The 19656-nt window shown below is 44.1% G+C and carries 6 protein-coding genes; 3 read left to right on the top strand and 3 right to left on the bottom strand.

Annotated elements, in window-relative coordinates; all coding sequences use genetic code 11:
* Positions 1-178 precede the first annotated feature (178 nt).
* The 3 genes from rtxA to rtxH are packed head-to-tail and all read right to left on the bottom strand — an operon-like array spanning position 179 to position 13675.
* Positions 179-12814 carry an MARTX multifunctional-autoprocessing repeats-in-toxin holotoxin RtxA gene (rtxA, locus tag B0X70_RS25030; protein WP_246593459.1) on the bottom strand — a complete coding sequence of 4212 codons (12636 nt, stop codon included), beginning with the start codon at positions 12812-12814 and terminating at the stop codon, positions 179-181.
* Between the two features lie 27 nt (positions 12815-12841).
* The gene (rtxC, locus tag B0X70_RS06735) at positions 12842-13303 is read right to left on the bottom strand and encodes an RTX toxin-activating lysine-acyltransferase RtxC (RefSeq protein WP_046395515.1); all 462 of its coding nucleotides are present in this window, start codon (positions 13301-13303) and stop codon (positions 12842-12844) included.
* A gap of 21 nt (positions 13304-13324) precedes the next feature.
* Entirely contained in the window at positions 13325-13675 is a 351-nt protein-coding gene (gene rtxH, locus B0X70_RS06730) for a protein RtxH (RefSeq protein ID WP_110086745.1), read from the bottom strand.
* 323 nt (positions 13676-13998) lie between these two features.
* Between rtxH and B0X70_RS06725 the strand changes: the two genes are divergently transcribed.
* From B0X70_RS06725 to B0X70_RS06715, 3 genes are read left to right on the top strand one after another with little or no spacing between them, the layout of a single operon-like run.
* On the top strand, positions 13999-16104 hold the full coding sequence (locus B0X70_RS06725) for a peptidase domain-containing ABC transporter (RefSeq protein ID WP_217471174.1): 2106 nt from the start codon (positions 13999-14001) through the stop codon (positions 16102-16104).
* Positions 16097-17452 carry an HlyD family type I secretion periplasmic adaptor subunit gene (locus tag B0X70_RS06720; RefSeq protein WP_217471173.1) on the top strand — a complete coding sequence of 452 codons (1356 nt, stop codon included), beginning with the start codon at positions 16097-16099 and terminating at the stop codon, positions 17450-17452. Before B0X70_RS06725 ends, B0X70_RS06720 begins: the two co-directional genes overlap by 8 nt.
* Positions 17453-17454: 2 nt before the next feature.
* Positions 17455-19599, top strand: a complete 2145-nt coding sequence (locus B0X70_RS06715) for a type I secretion system permease/ATPase (protein WP_217471172.1) — start codon at positions 17455-17457, stop codon at positions 19597-19599.
* The last annotated feature ends 57 nt before the right edge of the window (positions 19600-19656 follow it).

Genomic DNA, 19656 nt, shown 5'->3' with positions numbered 1-19656 from the left:
ATATCCTACTTTTTTAGTCAGGAAATAATAATGATAAATAAAATTTACCAATAAATATAACCATTAATCAACAAACAACCAATAATATAATGAACATTCGTTATTCAGCCGTAAAAATAGCTCACCAATTGTGTGAGCCATTTTTATTACTCATTTTACTTTTATTCTAGAGAATTAATTATGCAAACCGCGCCTTACCAATAGTAATATCTGACCACGCCGTTGTAATGGCAATTGTCGCCTTATTGTCCAGATTTTCAATAAAACCATTATCGCCTGCTGTCGGGGCAAAACTGCTCATTGATTGGATCAAAGTATCAACCGCATTATCCGATAGCGCCGTAAACTCACGCTCTCCCGATGCACTCTTATCCCCCATCTGCGCTACCAATTTGGCACGATTACCATTAAAGTAATTGCTAAAAGTGACTGAACCTATTGATTCAAATGCTCCCTGAGCGGTTTTATCTTCGGTATGGCGGTTTACTGATAACACCAGATCATATCCGCTACGTTGGAACCATAGGCTTTGCCAATCAATACCATCAAAGACAATCATATCTTCCGCATTGATATCATCAATCTGGTTGTCAATCACCTTACCGCTGACTACAAAGCTGTCTACACCCGTCCCACCCTGAAAGCGGTTCTGATAACCCCCTAATACCAGCAGATCCTGACCATCACCGCCATCAAACTGGCTGAACTTAGAAATAGTGGCCGCTATCAGGTGGTCATCACCTTCTCCACCATTAATCATCGCATGGTAGCCCAACAGTTTAATCACATCGTTACCGGAGTTACCGCCAATTTGGTTGTCATTTCCAAATACTCTGGCAAAGTCATGGCCTTCACCTAACTCAACCCGGTTGTTATTACCAATGGTCACGGCATAATCTTGATCTTCCCCGGTATCTACCCGGTTGTAGTTGCCTGAGGTGACAACATAATCCTGACCCTTATCGGTATTAATTAATCCACCTTCGCCAAAGACAAACGTCTGGTCATTACCTTCACCCATGAACACATGGTTAATACGTCCGGCAACCACCGCGATATCATCGCCATTACCGCCAAACATCCAGTTTTCACGTCCCATGAGAACGCCCAGATCATCACCTATACCACCCGCAAAGATGTTGGAAGTACCGATTGAATAATAAACATCATCTCCGCGACCACCCCAGAAGTTGTTGTTATCTCCTAAATAGGCGCCAAGATCTTTACCATCACCGCCCCAGTTGAAGTTGTAGTTCCCCAACGATACATGGATATCGCTATCCCCTTGCAGATGGCCGCTGTTACGCAAGAAATCAAACGTTTTTTGCTCCATATTGAGCAAATCTGTGGTTAGATTTTCTTTCAGATTGGTCACTAATGACTTCATCTCTTCTTGTTTATCTTTGCTGAACATCGTCGCAAACAAGTTAGGCAAATTCAGCGAATGAAAACCAAATGCATGTTCTGGTTTGGCGCTCTCCGTCTCCACAGTCGCTGGCGTGCCGCTCTGCCTTTCCTCATTTTCATCAGCATCTTTCTGTTTCAGGCCATGACTCTCAGCAAAGGATTTAATGCCATCCGTCCCCATATTAAGGTGAGATTTCAGGCCATCGAGCAATTTATCTGGATCAGTGAAGACTTTCAGTTGTTCACCACTGAATTCCCCTATAACTTCAATCATCTCTTTTAGAATAGCCACACCATCCACAGGCTCGTCTCCACGGGAGACAATACGACCATCCGCAGTGTAATCCACACCAAAGATATCCGCTAAAGTGGTATCTGCATTCACACTGGCTAACCGACCAAGCAATTTGTTCTTAAGCTGACGTGGCAAATCCTGCGGATTATAGGTAAACGTTGTTTTCGCTATACCAGTTGTCGAGTATTGCTGAGTCATTAAACTAAACAACGACCCCAGGTTAGTGTCGAGGAGCGACTGGATATTGTCACCGAACATAAAGTTCCAGTTACCCGTAGTTACCTGAATATCCGCCCCTTGGCCCCCTACTGCAAAGTTGAATGCCAGTTTTTCATTAGCCTGACGAAATTTATCCGCACGGCTCATATTGCTCATATCAACGCTGTTGCCATTCTTGCTTAGCCACTGGTTGAATTTCTTATTCAGCGCTGCTTCCGTATCACTTCTCAGACCACGGCTATTACGTTCATGTTGAGAACCCAAATCAACCAGAGTCTTATAGTCAACGCTGCTGGTTTGGTCCAAACCAGACATATCCTGAACAAATTTTTTCGCGCCAGCGATTGTCCATTGCTGATCTTGCGCCGCTAGCCACTCCTGCTCTTCACCAGAATGAGCAATGCTTTGCAATACCCCGGAAATACGAGCGGCGCCATCAAATGGATTAACCAACGGCGGCGTTGGCAGGGATTTATCCATCATCACAATCAGGTCATTACTACGGCCTTGGTTGAAACTGACGTTACGATTGCCAATAAACATTTGCGCCCCTTCAAGCGCCTGATAACCGGCAATATCGACACTATGTTTACTGTCGCCATTGCCGATGTGCACCATCACATTGTTATCACCAAAGGCCAGTGATTTAAAACCTCCAGTACCTGCTTTGATGCCAACGTTCGACGTCCCCCAATTAAGCGCAGTAAATTCACCATTCCCCACATCCACCTGAATATTACCTGAGTAACTTATCTGGTTATTCGATATATGGCTTGAGTCGGTTTCAATTTTATTTTTGCGCTTCTCTGGCGCTGTGAAAATATCTGCATTATCCACAATCGCACCTTTGGCTGGCATATCTGCATCCGCTATACCGACACGAGAAAGATTGATATCGCTTTCAGCAATATTGTGACGAACTCGTTCTGAATGCGTTTCAAGTTCGCCTTTTTCATTCCAACTCAAGATAACTTTGTTATCAGTCAGATTATTGATCCATTGATTATTTTCATTCTGGGTAAATTTACGGCCAGTGACATCAATGGCAACTTCACTACGACGAGCCGAAACAGTCGTGTGAATATTTTGCTCTTTTAAGGCGGTGATAAAGTGATGAGCAAAACCATCTCGTTTGTCATCACTAATCAGCGAACAACCCACGATGCTAATGTGGTCTGGTGTACCGACCTGACTAAAGCTCTGAGTAAATTGTTTGAGTTTTATTGCCAGCTCATCGGCACTGTAACCACTCAGACGAGTATTATTCTGCTCTGATTCGCTACGACCATGCCCGACAATCTGCCAACGCAACTTGTCCGAGGGTTTAAATTGAGCTGAATCCCCATAGACAACACGGTATTTACCCTCAGAATCGAGCTGAACCACTACGCTGGAATCTGGATGTTTACCCGCCAGATTTGCTGCTGCTTTAGCAGCTACAGGATCATCCTCCATCTGGATGATGATTTGACCATCAAAGCGGGTTTCTCGACCATCGGTTTGTGGTGTGACTGAAATGCGTTCCCAAGATTCGACATCTCTGTTTTTTAGAACAGTGTCCGATGATAATTTTTCCAGCACAGATACCGTAGCATCACCATTCTTCGAGCCTTTCAGTGTCAATTTACTGACGGTTGGGTCAGCAAATATCTTACCAATATTCAACTGTACGAAACTGGCTGCTTGTTTAAAGTTGTTGCTTTCAACTTCAACAAAAACCTTTTGGCCTTTCTTATCTATGACTTCCAAAGTGACGACATCTTCACGGTAATCCGCGATCCACCCTTCAACACCTGAATCCAGCGAAAACATTATTTCCTGCTCTTTCAGTGCCTGCAATACATGACTTTGTTCACCCTCACGCGCCTGTTTCCAAGTATTGTCATAACCCGTAATAGCGCTATCTTCAAATGTATTATAGTTAATATAGAAGCTCGATTTTGCACTGTCCTCAGGACTGGCAGATGTATATTTATAACCTATAGGAGATCGGTAACCCGTGATCAGGCCCTTATGGAAAGAATCCATAAAACGGTGAAAATCATTATAGTTATCAAACGATTTAGCACCAAAATTAGGATCAAAGAATGACCAGATTGTTTGAGCTTCACTCTTATGTACAACAACCGACATGGCGTGATCTTCAGACATAAACATCATATAAGTCGATTGCTTCACATTGCGCAGTTGCTCCATAACAGACTCATAGCCATCAACCTCATAATTCAGCGGATCACCGATCCTCGCCCCTGTTAACCCATTTGCTTTTAGCCTTGCACTATAATCAACATTCCCCTTCGCTTTCTCGATCAAACTGCCAGCATCAAGCTGTTGAAGATGTTGTATTGATAACAATTTTTCAATAGCCGGGCCGACTTTCTGACGGCGATATCGGTTAAGCAAAGAGGATTCAATAGAGTTGATATCCGTTTTCTTATTCACGGAATTGTCATTGTAGGCTTTAGCTACCTCCTGCAACCACTCTATATAAGCTTTTCCCCCTCCCACGCCATTCACACGTTCTTCCATCATATAGCGGGAAGACAGCGCAAAGCATATTCCTTCCAGAAACTCTTTGGACTGAACGTCATTACCATTAGTCACGAGCACATTACTAATTTCTGGAATAAGCTTCTTAAACTCCCCCAACAAATCCTCATTCTGACTAAAGTGGAATGAATAATCAGCCAATTGTTTTCCATCTGCTTTAAGATCAAAAATGGTATAACCCACTTCCTGGAATAAACTTTTCTTTTCCACATTATGATCTTTGCTCTGAGATCCAGAAGGGGTCGATATATTCTCAATCGCCTGATGGATCTTTCTTAAACCAGACACGTCAATGCCTTTACCATCTTGTGATAAATCGCTGGCTTTCAGATTTGAAAAGACAGCATCTGAGACATTTTGACCATACTCTTTAATAACCGCCGCTTTGACTTGCTCAATCGCTTTATCAGCACTTTCCGCTTTCTGGTTAATATGAATATTTGCCTTACCGCGAGTGACAAAATCACCATTTTCATCAACATAAAGGTGTTTTGAATCCTTAAGATTGGCACTGCCAAGTTTATCGTACAGACTACTGAAATCACCTTGCTCTGGGATTCTCACAGTGGATTCAGTAAGCGCCATCGACTCTTCAAAGCGTGTGTCAATTTGAGACAATAATGCCTTCATTGCCGGGGCACGACCTGAGTCAGGATGACCTAAGAGATAGCCTTCAACCTGTTGGCGCAAATCGGATAATTTTCCTATCACATCCAATTCATCGTCTTTTCTTCCTTGCCAGACATGGTGATAACTCTCTAGTGCATCAATCACTTTTTGGTAACTGTCACCACGCATTTTACCTGCAATGGATGCGGCTTGATGGAACTCACTCACCGACATCAATTCTGGCACGGGCTTCCAGATGCCATTCACTTTATCAGCAAGAATTCGGGTATGCCCTTGATGATGAGATATAATCCGATCTTCCATGAAATATAACTCATCAGGTAACTGCGCATAATTGTCGTAATTAGCAAGAATAAAACGTTCAACTGCTTTAAGCAGATTATTACTGGTCGTGTTTTTTACAATAATTCTCTTAAATTCATTGCCATTACCGGGCCATGAGCACACCTCAAATCCTTCATCGCTCTTTTGCACTAATAAGTTACGTTCTGTACGTAATCCATAAAACGGCAATGCTTGATTCAGCATAGTGTCGACGGCACTGAGCTTAATATCGAGATCAATAACAGTATCGGCTTTATAACCACCGGGGTTAACCGCCAGCCTTTTTTCCTGCTCTTCAATAGTCAAAGCATCAAACCGCGCCTTCACAGTAATACCCGCCTCGGTTAATCTGCGGCCAATCAATTCTGTAGGCAACCCTTTATATTCACTTGCCGGTTTATCCAACAATAGAATTTCACCTACTAATCCTTCACGTTGCAGTTTACGCAATACAGGTAATTCAACATTCCAGAAATAGTTGCCAAGACGTAAGCCCCCTTCAGAGATCAAATAAACATCACCACGTGATCCTGCGGCATAGATGGAGCTCCAGAAACCAGTGTTGCTATACGTAGCAGCATCAATTGCCGCTCTTAGCGCGTTATGCCTATTATTTTCATTATCGGAGAGATACGTAATTTTCCATTTCATGAGGTACTGATTGAGCTGAATCGCAAAAGCGTTTCCCTGCACATCAACATCGTAAACGATTTTCTTACCATCCGGTTGGGCGGCCTCAAGAACATCTCGATGTCTTCTAAAACTCTTCCCGGACCAGAATGAAACAATACTTTTGTCATCGCGGGCAGCTTCAAAGCTATGACCATAACTGTCCAGTTTTGCGATAAACTCAACTCGTTTATCCCAGTCATAATCCAAAGTCGCATCAACAAACAGTTTCGCTAAAGATGCGATTTCATTCTCAGGTACTTTATGTTTGACTTTGGGATTCCTGAGATGCCGTTCAATAAAAGCCACTATATTCTGCCTGGTATTACCAGAAATCTCGGCATTAACACGCTTAAATCCGGGAATAGGAATATATTCGTCCGATGCATTATCGTTACCATTATCAAGCCAACGGTAGATGTGGGCGATTTTTTGTGCGCGACTTAATACGGAAGAGTCTATCGCCCTCTTTTTGCTGCCGCCCAATCCTTCCAGATTAATACCAGAAATTGTCGACGCTTTTTTAATGAGTTCACGCGTCTCATGTAAAGGAGGTACTACAATGCTGTCAGATTGTGTTTCAACAGACCGAGGAATAAGCGAAGCACCGGTATTTTTTGCACGAATTCCCGCGTTGATCTGCAACCGGTTAACAGCTTGTTTAGCATTCTCTAACGCTTGCAATTCTTCTTCGGTCAGCCCTTGATAATATCTGTTTCTCGCTTCTAGCATCGATTCAGGATCAATATGGCTGCCGATTTCTCCCGCTCCGGTTGATTCATAGGCTTTTTCTCCTGACCAGCCGCTGCCGCTTGTACCAATGCGAGCCGGTCTGGAATCGTTTAGCTTCGCTCCTTTAGCATCCGCTTGAGCCTGAGCCGCTTTATTTTCCGCCGCTGCGGTATCACGCTTACCACGACGTTCAGCATTCTGATACGCAATATTGGCGCTATCCTTCGCCTTTTCTGCCTGCTGCTGTTGTAAAAGCGCTTCTTCTTTTCTCTGATCCGCTTTGAATTGCGCATCTACACCATCAAGAATCGCCTTGTCACGATTTTGTTTACCTTTTTCCGCACCCGCTTCTGATAGCGCCACGGCATCTTTTACTTTTTGCTGTGTATCAATCGTATTCCGATGTATATCTGTCAGCCGTTTTTCTAATGTCGGCTTGAGGTTATCCAACCGTTTCTGGATCTCCTCAGAGATTCCACCCGCATAGTCGAGATAATGGCTATCTAACTCACGACTATCATCGGTTTCATCTTTAAGTTGCTTAAAGTTGTCAGCTATTAAAGTCAGCTCTTTAGTCACTGCCTGAGCTTCCTCTTTTATCGCCTCACTCTGCTCTTGCCCATTCCGGCTAAGCGCTTCCTGATCCGTTGATTCCAATTGAGATTTTGATTTTTCAATCGCTGCCAGTTGTTTCTCTTTTTCTTGTTCCAGGAGCTGACGATCTTTTTCGGCTTTTTCTTTATCGCTTAACGCATTTTTGGCCGCCTGGTCTTGCCTGGCATGTTCAATAACACTATTGGCTGGCAATGTACCTACAGACTTTGCAACAACGTTATCCAAGATATAGCCAATACCATTATTATCGCCGATACCTTTAAATTCGATGCGGTTAGTACCTGCTTTGGCGATTAATTCCAGTGTTTTACTTTGCCATGCAGTATCACCATTAGTAATGGTAAATTTGCTTTCACCATTCCAAAGAACTTCCATGCCTTCATTATACGTAGTGCTATTTGCACGCTTTGCAAAATCAAAGCTTAATGAAATGACTTCACCTTCCGACCTGTTTCTCAGATCCTGGTAAATAGTGGTACTGATATCCACATCAAGTTCACTGACCCGTGAGCCATGACCTGCGTTATCAAGGCCGTAAGCACTTGCCTCATGATAGGCTTCAACGCCATTGGTTGACTGCCAGCTTTGATCGCCTCGTTCAAAGTCACCATTCAAAATCAATGACATTTCAGATTTCACAACAACGTTATCTAAGATGTAACCTAATCCATCATCCCAACCTGTACCTTTAAATTCGATTCGATTAGCGCCTTCTTGCGCAGTTAATTGCAACGCCTTGTTTTGCCATTCAACTTCGTTGCCAGAGGTTGCGAAGATACTTTTACCATTCCATAGCACGTCCATACCTTCACCTGAGGCAAGACCGGAACGTTTAGCAAAGTCAAAACTCAGTGAAACAACTTCACCCTCAGACAGATTTTGCAACTCCTGCGAAAGCGTGGTGTTAACATCCACATCAAGTTCACTGACTCGCTTTCCATGACCCGCATTATTAAGGCCGTAAGCATTCGCCGGATTATATGCCTCAACACCATTAGTTGACTGCCAACCTTGATTACCTTGTTCAAAGTCACCATTGACGATCAGGTTTTCGTTCCGATCCGATACCGATCGCGTTTTTCGATTTAGCGAACCGGCTAAAGAACTTTCTATTGAGTTAATATCAGGCACTTCTACCGCTGTTACAGAACGACTCAGACGACTGCTTAAGTCCGAACCAACTTGATCAATTTCCTCCATCTTAAAACCATCAATGGCAGAAACTTCGGTTAAGTTAATTGCACCTCTGCCCCTGTGAGTGCCTGACGTGTTAGACTCATCCCCATGTACCAGATAGTTGATCGCCTGACTGCCTCCCACTCCGAGTACAGTTTGTTTGATATTATCGAAAAAAGAAGCAAGCTTGTTACTTTCTGTATTACTCGATGCAACAGCCAAGTTGTAAAAATCACCATCACCAATCTTAATCGCCACGTTGTTGCGTGCGTAAGAAGCATTAACATACAAGCCGTGACCAACCTGAATATTGGCATTACCCTGGCCTTTCATCACCGCAACATTGAGACCATTGCCAACTTTGGTATTGACGTTATATTTCCCCCACGCCACGTTAACCGAAACACCATTACCTACGTGAGTGTTAATGTTAGCGTCACCATGAGCAGCAGTGACATTTAAGCCATTACCTACTGTCGTGGTCACGTTAGCTTTCCCTTTTGCCGCCGTCACCTGCATACCGTCACCCACTTTGGTGATGACATTGCCTTCGCTCCATAAGGCGTTAAAGCTGTCGCCCTTACCCACCTGAGTGACAAAGTTAGCCTTGCCTTTAGCCAGCACCACATTCCGCCCGTCACCGACTTTCGTGATAACGTTGGCTTGTCCCCAGGCTCCAATGTAATCATCACCGTCACCCACATGGGTGATAATGTTGGCATCGCCCTGAACCACCGCGACTTCTTGTCCATTCCCTACTTTAGTTATGAGATTAGCTTTACCTTTTGCGAAGTTGTAACGGTCGCCATTTCCCACTTGCGTCAGAATATTGGCATCCCCCCAAGCCGCATTCACCCCGGCGCCATCGCCAATTTTGGTAATAAGATTAGCTTTACCTTTGGCAAACCCCACCGTCGTCCCCTTCCCAACATGGGTCATCACGTTACCCACATCGGAAACAAGCAGGCCGACCGTGGGGCCGTCTCCTACTTTGGTCAGAATATTGCCTTTGCCAAGCAGTACTCCTGCGGTTGTCGAATCACCGATATGCGTAACAACGTTCGCTTTCGCCGCCGCAACCACCCCCATAAAATCATCGCCCACTTTGGTAACGATATTGGCCTCACCCAGTGCTAACACGCCGGTTAAACCATCCCCGACATGGGTCATCATATTGGCTTTACCAAACATGGCCGCCAGTGTCGTACCCTTACCGACTTTGGTCATCACATTCAGTTCACCGGCAAACAAACCGATACTGGCGCCATCACCCACATGCGAATAGATATTGGCTTTCCCTATCATTAAAGCGGCGGTCAGATCATTACCGACTTTGGTCAGCACATTGGCGCCTCCAATCATGGCCGCGAAGGTATTGCCATCCCCGACATGGGTAAAGATATTGGCTTTGCCGATCATCGCCGCCAAAGTCATGCCATGACCCACTTTCGTGGCGATATTGCCCTTTGCCAGCATCAGCGCAACAGTTGTGCCATCCCCAATATGAGTAAACACATTGCCTGCGGCTATCATCAATGCCAGCGCATTACCGTCACCTACTTTGGTAAAGACATTTACTGCGCCACCCATTAACGTCCATGCATCCCCTTTGCCGATATGGGTAAACAGGTTGCCCGCGCCAATCATGGCGGCAATCGATATCCCCTCTCCAGCTTTGGTGAAGATATTGCCTGCCGCGGCCATCACGCCCAGCGTCAAACCGTCGCCGACATGGGTCAACACGTTGCCGATGCCGAACATGATGCCGGTGGTGTCACCCTTGCCGACTTTGGTTAAGACATTAGCTCCACCGAGCATAACGCCCGTGGTATTGCCGTCACCGATATGCGTGAGAACATTCGCGCCACCGCCCATTACCGCCAACGCATTGCCTTTCCCTTTCTTGGTCAAGATGTTGGCTCCGCCCAACGCAATAGCGGTGGTATCGGCAGTTTCACTCTCATCACTGAGATGGGTGATAATATTGGCGCCGCCGAACATACCGGCAACCAGATCTCCCGCACCAAGCTTAGTGAGCACGTTAGCACCACCCAAAAGTACGGAGGAGATATCCCCGGCTCCTGCCTGAGTGATCACGTTAAAACCACCCGCCCCGGACCAGTTGCCATTGCCATTACCGATTTGGGTATGAGTGTTGTATCCCCCCAACATCAGCACCCGGCTGTTACCGTTGCCTTTGTGGATTGAGATATTGCCATAAGCCAGAAGATGAGCCAGATATTGTCCGTCCCCGACACGTACAAGAACATTTACCGCACCACCAGCGTAAACATCCATTTTCCCGCTCTGGCCTTGGTGAACCAGAACATTGGCTAAACCCGCACCATGAAATGTCAGATAGCCCTTTTCGCCACTTTTTACAATGACGTTAGCTGCACCAGCTCCATCAAAATTCGTATCACCGAATTTTGAGCCGTGCAAAATGACATTCGCCGCCCCTGCGCCCTTAAAATTAACATTTCCCCGCGTGACATTAGATTTAATAACGTTTCCACCACCCACACCGTTAAAATTAACGTAACCACTGCTTGTGGGTGACTTTGCAAAGTCTTGCTGACTATATTCTTCGCTATGTACTAATCGATGGGAGGTACGGCGCACTGTATTAACGTTATATTGAAGCTGGCTTAACGTGTAACCGGGACCAATAGAAGTATATCCGTTAGCATAGGAAAGCTCTTTATTAGCCAAATTACCCGTATGATCGCCTGCTTTGTACCATGCTTCTGCTCTGTATTTCAGTTGCCCTGTATCAGGATCGTTTTTCAACTGAACTTTAACGATTTTTGTATATGACCCCATGACCTTGGCATACACATAAGTATTGGGTTGCCGGTTTGATTTGACTGCGGAAACATCGACTTTGCGACCATCAGAGAAGATCGCATATCCCCCCATTTTGGCATCACCTAACGAGATATCCTCTGCTTTAATCACCATGCCGCCCGCATAGGTTACCCACTGATCTATCAGTAGGCTTTCCTCGATAGCATGAATCTCGATGGGCTGCTGACGCTCAAAAACCAAACTAGAGAGACAGTAAGCGCCATTAGCGTTTACCGCGACAAATCCATTGCCTGACGAAATTTCTTTCGCGGCAAGATTTTTAAGGTGATTACCTACTTTATACCAAGAAGTGGCATGATAACCGAGTCTACCCGTGGTGGGATTATTTTGAAGCTGGACTTTGCTGATTTTAGTGTACATTCTGTCAGCAAACGCAAAAAGATAGGTATCCGGTTCGACGGTTGATTTAATACCTGTAACTTGCTGAGACTTCTGAATCCAGCTTCCTCCCATCGTTGCCGTCTTCAATACGATTTCTTCGGCTTTGGCAAATTCCAATGCTTCACCATCGAAATCGCTATCCGCGCCTATTCTGGTGATTTCATTGTAAGCACCCGCACCGGAGAAATTAATATTGCCATGTGCGACATCAGAATAGAGTTTGTTATAACCCCCCGCGCCTTCAAACGTAATATCACCGCGGGTCTGTTCATACCCATCTTTATTTTGGCGTACACGCTCAATGCGATTCGATGCCCCCGCACCACGTAAGATAATATTACCTTCTTTACCTTTACGTACGATGTGATTATCAGCACCAGCCCCATTAAATGTAACGTTACCGCTCTCTACTCGTGAGTTGATGCTGTTTGCAGCGCCTGCGCCATTAAAAGTCACACTTCCCTGTGAATCTTGATAACGGTTAAACCAGGTATGGTCAATGTCGTTGTATGCCCCTGCACCGGCAAAATCTAAATTTCCCCGATTAGTTTCATGCCATAACTTATTGTATCCACCGGCCCCTTTAAAATTTGTATCACCAGACAAACCCTTACGAACCAGTTTGTTGTAACCGGCAGCACCCGAATAATTTAAATTTCCCGTTTTACCGGTGTGATGAATAAAAGCCGCACCGGCGGCACCCGCAAATGACAGACCGCCATTTCCCGTTTTACTAATGCCGGCGTAACCTGAAGCTCCCTTTACCGCAAGGTCACCATCTGTATGGTATACATCGACTTTAAGTGAACCAACAGTAACATCATCATTTCCGCCATAAGCATAAACTTCACCACCAACACCAATAGCAGTAATACTATTACCATCATTATCGTCGTAGTATTTCCCAGTAAAGAAGTACTCAGTACTTCTATTTGATGATTTCCCCATCAAAAATCCCTTTAAATCATACAGAAATTAAACAAAAAACCACTGCACCTGACGAATACAACGGTTGTTTTGGATATCAAGTTTCCCGCGGACAGTACACGCTTTCTGACCTTTCCACGGCAAAAAGACACGGCGGCGCAAATCCCTGGCAACTTCACGCCCATGACCAAAAGGCGCAATCATTTCGGGAAAAAAGATATGTGGACCTGAACGCCAGTCTGTGTGGGTAAGCTCTCTTTCTCCTGAAAGAAGCTCCTCTCGATTCTGCTCAGATAAAAAAGCCCAATTACAAAAGGCGATCGGATGCCCGTGTTCATCTTCGTAATAGCAAAACTGATTCAGCTCAAATGCAGGCAAGATACGCTGTTGCCACTCGGACACCAAGTATCTCCGATGCAGAGGAGAATGCTGACTCAGCAACATGACTCCTCCAATCATCGCTTGAATTTCTGCGTTATTCAGTTTCACTGGTTGATGTATAATCGCCATGCGCTAATCAACCATGAGATCTTATTTTGTATTTTTAGATGGGCGTTTTTTAGCATTATCAGACTCTTCCACTATGGATTCTGACGCCATTTGTTCTTCGGCTACTTGTGGAGCCGGTAAAAATCCTGCTGCAACCAACTTGTCAAATTCAGCCGCCATCCGTGGATCTTCCAACATATTTTTAACCATCGAAACCATATACATAAATCCCGATGCTGGCATATGGATAACTTGCTTTAATTCAAGTTCATTATCATTTTCCGCCATTATCCCATTCGCCATACGATTTGGCTCTTGACCAACGAAATAAAGAGAAAAAACACCTTTGTTATAATTAACGCTAGAGATAGTTTGTACGAATTTTTCAGACATATTTTTATTTACCAAAAATAAACAATTTTTTAATGAGACTATGCAATGTTTACAACAAGAAAAGCATTCAATTCAGGGATATCCTGAGTTTGTATATCTATAAATACATTAAAGCGTAAATGAATCAATAAATAATATAGAGACAAAACTCAAAATCAATATTTATATACAAAAAGTCCTTTTACCCCCCATATATAGTCCCATTTACCTACACTGGTACTGGCAATAAATATAAGATAATAATGCAATACTTAAATACCACACAAATCAACATAATATTTTGTTTTAATTGATATTTTTGTGAATTTTAAAGATGTTTTTTCATGAATGAAATTGAGAAATTGACCATAGCATCATTAAGATTAATATTGATGATATGTAATGGGAAAGAAAATATTACTGATATTGATAACTTAAAAAGCTCTGGTTGTTACCATTCCTATATAAAGGATATAGAGAAAAAATTTAACTTATCTCTTTCAAATAAAAATTCCGTAAGCAAAAAGCATCATAACATACCTTTACCCGCAATCTTGTTTGATAATAATGGGCTACCTTTTGTTTTAGCCAAATCGAATAAAGAAAATTCATTAATACAGAGGGTTAATAAAGAAAATCCCGAAATATGGTCCGAAGAAAGGCTAATAAAAGAGTGGAATGGAAAATGGATTAAAATTAAACAGAAACAAGCGCAATTTAACATCAGTTGGTTTATTCCAGAATTCCTGGCACAAAAGAAAAATTTGGGTGAAATACTGCTATTTTCCTTTGTGTTACAGATTCTTGCGTTAATTTCACCTTTAGTTATTCAGGTAGTTATGGACAAGGTCTTAATCCATCAAGCGTTATCGACACTTGATGTATTAGTCTTTGGCTTAATTATTGCCGGCATCATTGAGGTGATGTTACGTGGATTGCGCGAATACCAATACGCACACACTGCCAACCGTATTGATATCAAATTGGGATTAAAATTGGTCCAGCATCTGTTCGGGCTGCCTTTACTCTTTTTTAAATCCCGTCAGGTAGGGGCAATCGTCACACGAGTGCGTGAACTGAATACCGTCAGAGAATTTCTGACCGGTTCAATGTTCACCTTATCTGTCGATCTGCTGTTTATGTTTATTTTTATCTATGTGATGACGCTGTTATCCAGCACACTGACCTGGGTTTTTCTCGCTACTTTCCCTTTTTATGCCATTTTGGCATGGTGGCTGACTCCGCGCATGGAAAAAGCGGTTGAACAACAGTTCACCCATGCAGCAATAAATACCTCTTTTCTGACTGAAACGGTTTCCGGTTCTGAAACCCTAAAAAGTCTGGCGGTAGAGCCAAGATTCGTTCGTCGTTGGGATCGCCAGACTGAGAAGATGGTGGATACCAGTTATGCGGTACAGCAACTGAGTAACCGTTCAAACCATATTGTGATGCTACTACAAAAAGTCACCAATGCAGCGATTCTCTGGTTAGGCGCGTCAGAGGTTTTATCACTGCAAATGACCATTGGTCAGTTGATCGCCTTCAACATGATGGTAAATCACACTTCCCAACCATTAGCCAGATTGGTGGAACTATGGGGACAATTTATCAGAACGCGAGTAGCCGTCGATAAATTAGGAGATATGTTAAACCTGCCAACTGAACAGCAATCCGGTCAACAACAAATCACACTGCAAGGAGCGATCTCGTTTAACCATGTTGTCTTTCGCTATCAGCCTGATATTCCACCGACGATTAAGGGATTGACTCTCCATATCAGAGCCGGAGAAACCATCGGTATTGTGGGTGCTTCTGGTTGCGGGAAAAGTACGTTGGCTCGTTTATTACTCCGTCTTTATACCCCAGAAACAGGCGCAATCACCTTAGATGGGATTCCATTGCAAAATATAAATATTGCAACACTCAGGCAGCAAGTCGGCGTGGTTCTGCAAGAAAATTTCTTATTTAACAAAACAGTATATGAGAATATTGCCCAATCAAAACCCGATGCCAATCTGGAAGCCGTCATTAAAGCGGCCAAACTAGCGGGCGCTCATGAATTTATTCTCAAGCTCCCAATGGGATATGACACAACTATCGCAGAAGGCGGGCAATCTTTATCCGGCGGTCAGCGTCAGCGACTTGCCATTGCCCGGACTATCCTGGCTAACCCCACAATTCTCATTCTTGATGAAGCCACCAGCGCCCTTGACGATGAATCACAATCACTCATTCAATCCAATATGGCGGAAATTGCCCAAGGCAGAACGGTTATTACCATCGCGCACCGCCTTTCAACTGTACGTCATTGCGATCGCATTATTGTTCTTAAGCAGGGAGAAATTATCGAACAAGGCTCTCACGCTCAATTGCTTAGCCTCGGCAAGCAATATCGAAAGCTCTGGCAATTACAACAGGAATTGAAGCAGGAGGCGCCTCACCATGATTAAGGCTATTCAGAACAAAATTAAAACACGGTGGCGCTCTTGCCCGCGACACTATGAATTTTTACCGACACACCTGGCGTTATCACAGCGTCCGCCTTCACCGTTCGCTCGCTATACCGCAATCACACTCAGCATCGGTGTCATCATAGCCTTGCTCTGGGCCTATCTGGGCAAGTTGGATGTTCAGGCTACGGCAACCGGCCGTCTGATCGTCTCAGGTCGTTCTCAGATAATTCAAGCTTATGAACAGAGTCGGGTGACAGCTATCCATGTTCAGAATGGACAGCAAGTAACAAAAGACGCCCCACTGCTGACATTGGACACACTCGGTGTTAATCAAGATATCGCTCGGTTACTCAAGCAGATCGAATATCAAGTCCATGAAAAAATTCGTTATCAGGCTTTAACTGAGGAACAGGCGCCAGAAGAACAAGCACTATTTCAAACATTGCCGGTATCTCAACAAGCACAAGTTGTTGAAAATTACTCCCGTGAGAAAAGAGAGTATGAAGCGAACGTAACAAATCTGAAAGCAGAGATGAACGTCAATCTCTCTTCTCAACAATCACGGAAAAGCGATATCAACGCGCTCACTAAACTCCGGCAAAATATTAGCCAGCGTTTAAAAGCGCGCCAGACTTTAAGTCAAAAACAGGTGATCAGCAAAGTTGAATACCTTGAACAGGAAAAAGAGTTTCTGGAAACAGAACGTCTGATTACTCAACAAAATGCAGAACTTAATGTGCTGCAATCGCAATATATCGGCCTGGAAGAGCGCTTAAATAGCCTGAAAACTCAAAAAGAGCGTGAATGGTTTGATAAAAGAAAACAGGCCGAAGTTCAATTGGTTGTTTTAGAGCAAGAGCTGGCAAAAGCTCAAGTGCGAGAACAACTTGAAGTTATTCGCTCTCCCGTAACAGGAACCGTTCAACAACTCAGTGTGCATACATTAGGCGCAGTTTTGCAACCAGCGCAAAACTTAATGGTGATCGTCCCTGACGACAATGTGCAACTGGCAGAGGTGCAAATTCTCAATAAAGACGCCGGATTTGTGCATCCGGGGCAACAAGTCACCGTTAAGGTAGATGCTTTCCCCTATACGCGTTATGGCACTATCGATGGTGAACTGCTGAGTATATCCAGAGACTCAACCACCGATGAACAGTTGGGATTAGTCTTCCCGGCTCAAGTAAGCCTCAAAAGCAATAATATCGTCATAGACAATACGCATGTTGACATTACCCCCGGTATGTCAATCGTCGCTGAAATCAAAACTGATCAGCGTCGCGTTATCGATTATCTCCTGAGCCCGATCAGAGAGTATCAATCTGAAGCCTTGAGGGAGAAATAATCGTGAACATATTACCCTCTTCTGCTACCGATTCCGGTAACAACACCCATAATCAGGCACTGGACTGTATTGTCTATGTGGGAAAACAATTTCATAAGTCAGCCACTATCGATCAACTCCAACACAGCCTAGGTTTTGATTCTTTACATTTGAATGAGTTACAACTACGCGAAGCCGCCGACGCTATTGGGCTACACAGTAAAATTGAGCAATTAACCGCCAATACAGGGCCAACGTTACCCTTACCGGCACTGATTGAATTGGAACAGCAATGGTGGGTACTGATTGAAGTCAGCCACACTCATGTTACTGTTCTCGATCCTGCGACTGAACAAACGCAGTCACTCTCTTTATTTACTGATAATAAAGAACACGCCTATAAGATTCTGTTGATCGCCGATCAGGAATTAACTAAAAAACATGTCAAATTCGGCCTGGGCTGGTTTTACCCCTCTATTTTTCGCCAGAAAAGTCAGATAAGAGATCTCTTTTTATTTGCCATTGTTCTGCAATTATTTGCGCTGGTCAGCCCGATCCTGTTTGAAAACATCATCGATAAGGTATTGGTAGGACGAAGTTTATCCAGCCTGCATGTATTAGGTATGGCTATGCTCGCTATCGCCCTTGCCGAACCCTTGTATAGCTTTATGCGCAACACCGTGTTTGGGCATATGGCAAGCCAGATAAACTCTGAACTCTCCGGGCGACTGTATCGCCATCTGACAAGCTTGCCACTGCAATATTTTAAGCAACGACAAACCGGGCAGATTATTGCCAGAGTCAGAGAAATGTCTCAAATCCGCCAGTTTTTGACGGGTTCTACCCTGATGCTGCTGTTAGATCTGATTTTCGTTATCATGTTCATTGGCGTCATGTTTTACTATGCCAAGATATTGACCTGGATCGTTATTGGCTCACTCTTTGTTTATTTCGTATTCTGGCTTATTGCCGGGCCAATTATTCGCCGCAAAGTGGAGGCGGAATATGAAACCGATGCGAATGCAACGAGCTTTCTGACCGAAGCTGTAACTGGCATTGAAACCATCAAAACCACCGCGACTGAAAATCGTTTTTTACATCAGTGGCAACGCATTCTCAGCCAACAATTAACTAAAAGCTTTGCGGCACGGAAAAGCGGTTTAATTGCCGGGCAAGGCATCGATTTTGTCCAGAAATTTACCGCCGCAATCCTTTTATGGTGGGGAGTGACAGAAGTTTTACGTGGTGAACTGACGCCGGGACAACTTATCGCTTTTAATATGCTGGCCGGACATGTCACCCAACCTATCCTCCGGCTGGCACAGGTTTGGCAAGATTTTCAGCATACGTTAATCGCTCTGAAACGTGTGGGGGATATTCTTGATGAACCAATGGAGAACAGTAAACAAGGATTAGCTTCTGTACCTGAGCTGGCAGGTCAGATTGAATTCAGAAACATTCGTTTCCGCTATCATGACGACACACCGGAGGTTCTGGCAAATTTATCGTTGTCAATAAAATCTAGTCAATTTATTGGTATAACCGGACCATCGGGTTCAGGTAAAAGTACGCTCGCCCGTTTACTACAAAGGCTATATGTACCTCAACATGGACAAGTGCTAATTGATGGGATGGATCTGGCTATTGCCGATCCGGTCTCTTTACGCCGCAATATGAGTGTTGTGCTCCAGGAAAGTATCCTCTTTTCCGGCAGCATCATCGATAACATCCGACTATGTAAACCCAACGCCACTGATGCAGAAGTCTATCGCGCGGCTGAGTTATCTGGCGCCATTGAATTTATCCAATCGCTTCCTCACGGTTTTGCTCATCCGGTCGGGGAGAAAGGGGCAAATCTCTCTGGTGGTCAAAGGCAGCGCATCGCATTAGCAAGAGCCCTCTTGGTCAACCCGACTATTCTGATCCTCGATGAAGCCACCTCAGCATTAGATTATGAATCTGAAGCCGCAATCATGGCAAATATGGATGAAATATGCCGTAACAGAACGGTTATTAGCATTGCTCACCGGCTCAACACAATTCGCCATGCCGACAAAATTTGCGTGTTAGATCAAGGGCAAATCGTCGAATTTGACTCACATGATCAACTACTTCAACAAGGCGGTTTATACGCCCATTTATGGCACCAACAAATTGGTGAAAGTTGAATTGACATTCAGCTTAATTTCTTAAGAAGAGGAAGCATAAATTTTGACTCGAAATGT

The organism is Photorhabdus akhurstii (genome assembly GCF_019090985.1).
GTDB classification, from domain to species: domain Bacteria; phylum Pseudomonadota; class Gammaproteobacteria; order Enterobacterales; family Enterobacteriaceae; genus Photorhabdus; species Photorhabdus akhurstii.
Note: the sequence above shows the minus strand (reverse complement) of the source record. Positions and strands in the feature narration are given on the sequence as shown.

Bases quoted from the DNA above. Each gene is read 5' to 3' on its own strand.
- rtxA (WP_246593459.1), bottom strand. From the start codon at position 12,814: ATGGGGAAATCATCAAATAGAAGTACTGAGTACTTCTTTACTGGGAAA.
- rtxC (WP_046395515.1), bottom strand. From the start codon at position 13,303: ATGGCGATTATACATCAACCAGTGAAACTGAATAACGCAGAAATTCAA.
- rtxH (WP_110086745.1), bottom strand. From the start codon at position 13,675: ATGTCTGAAAAATTCGTACAAACTATCTCTAGCGTTAATTATAACAAA.
- B0X70_RS06725 (WP_217471174.1), top strand. From the start codon at position 13,999: ATGAATGAAATTGAGAAATTGACCATAGCATCATTAAGATTAATATTG.
- B0X70_RS06720 (WP_217471173.1), top strand. From the start codon at position 16,097: ATGATTAAGGCTATTCAGAACAAAATTAAAACACGGTGGCGCTCTTGC.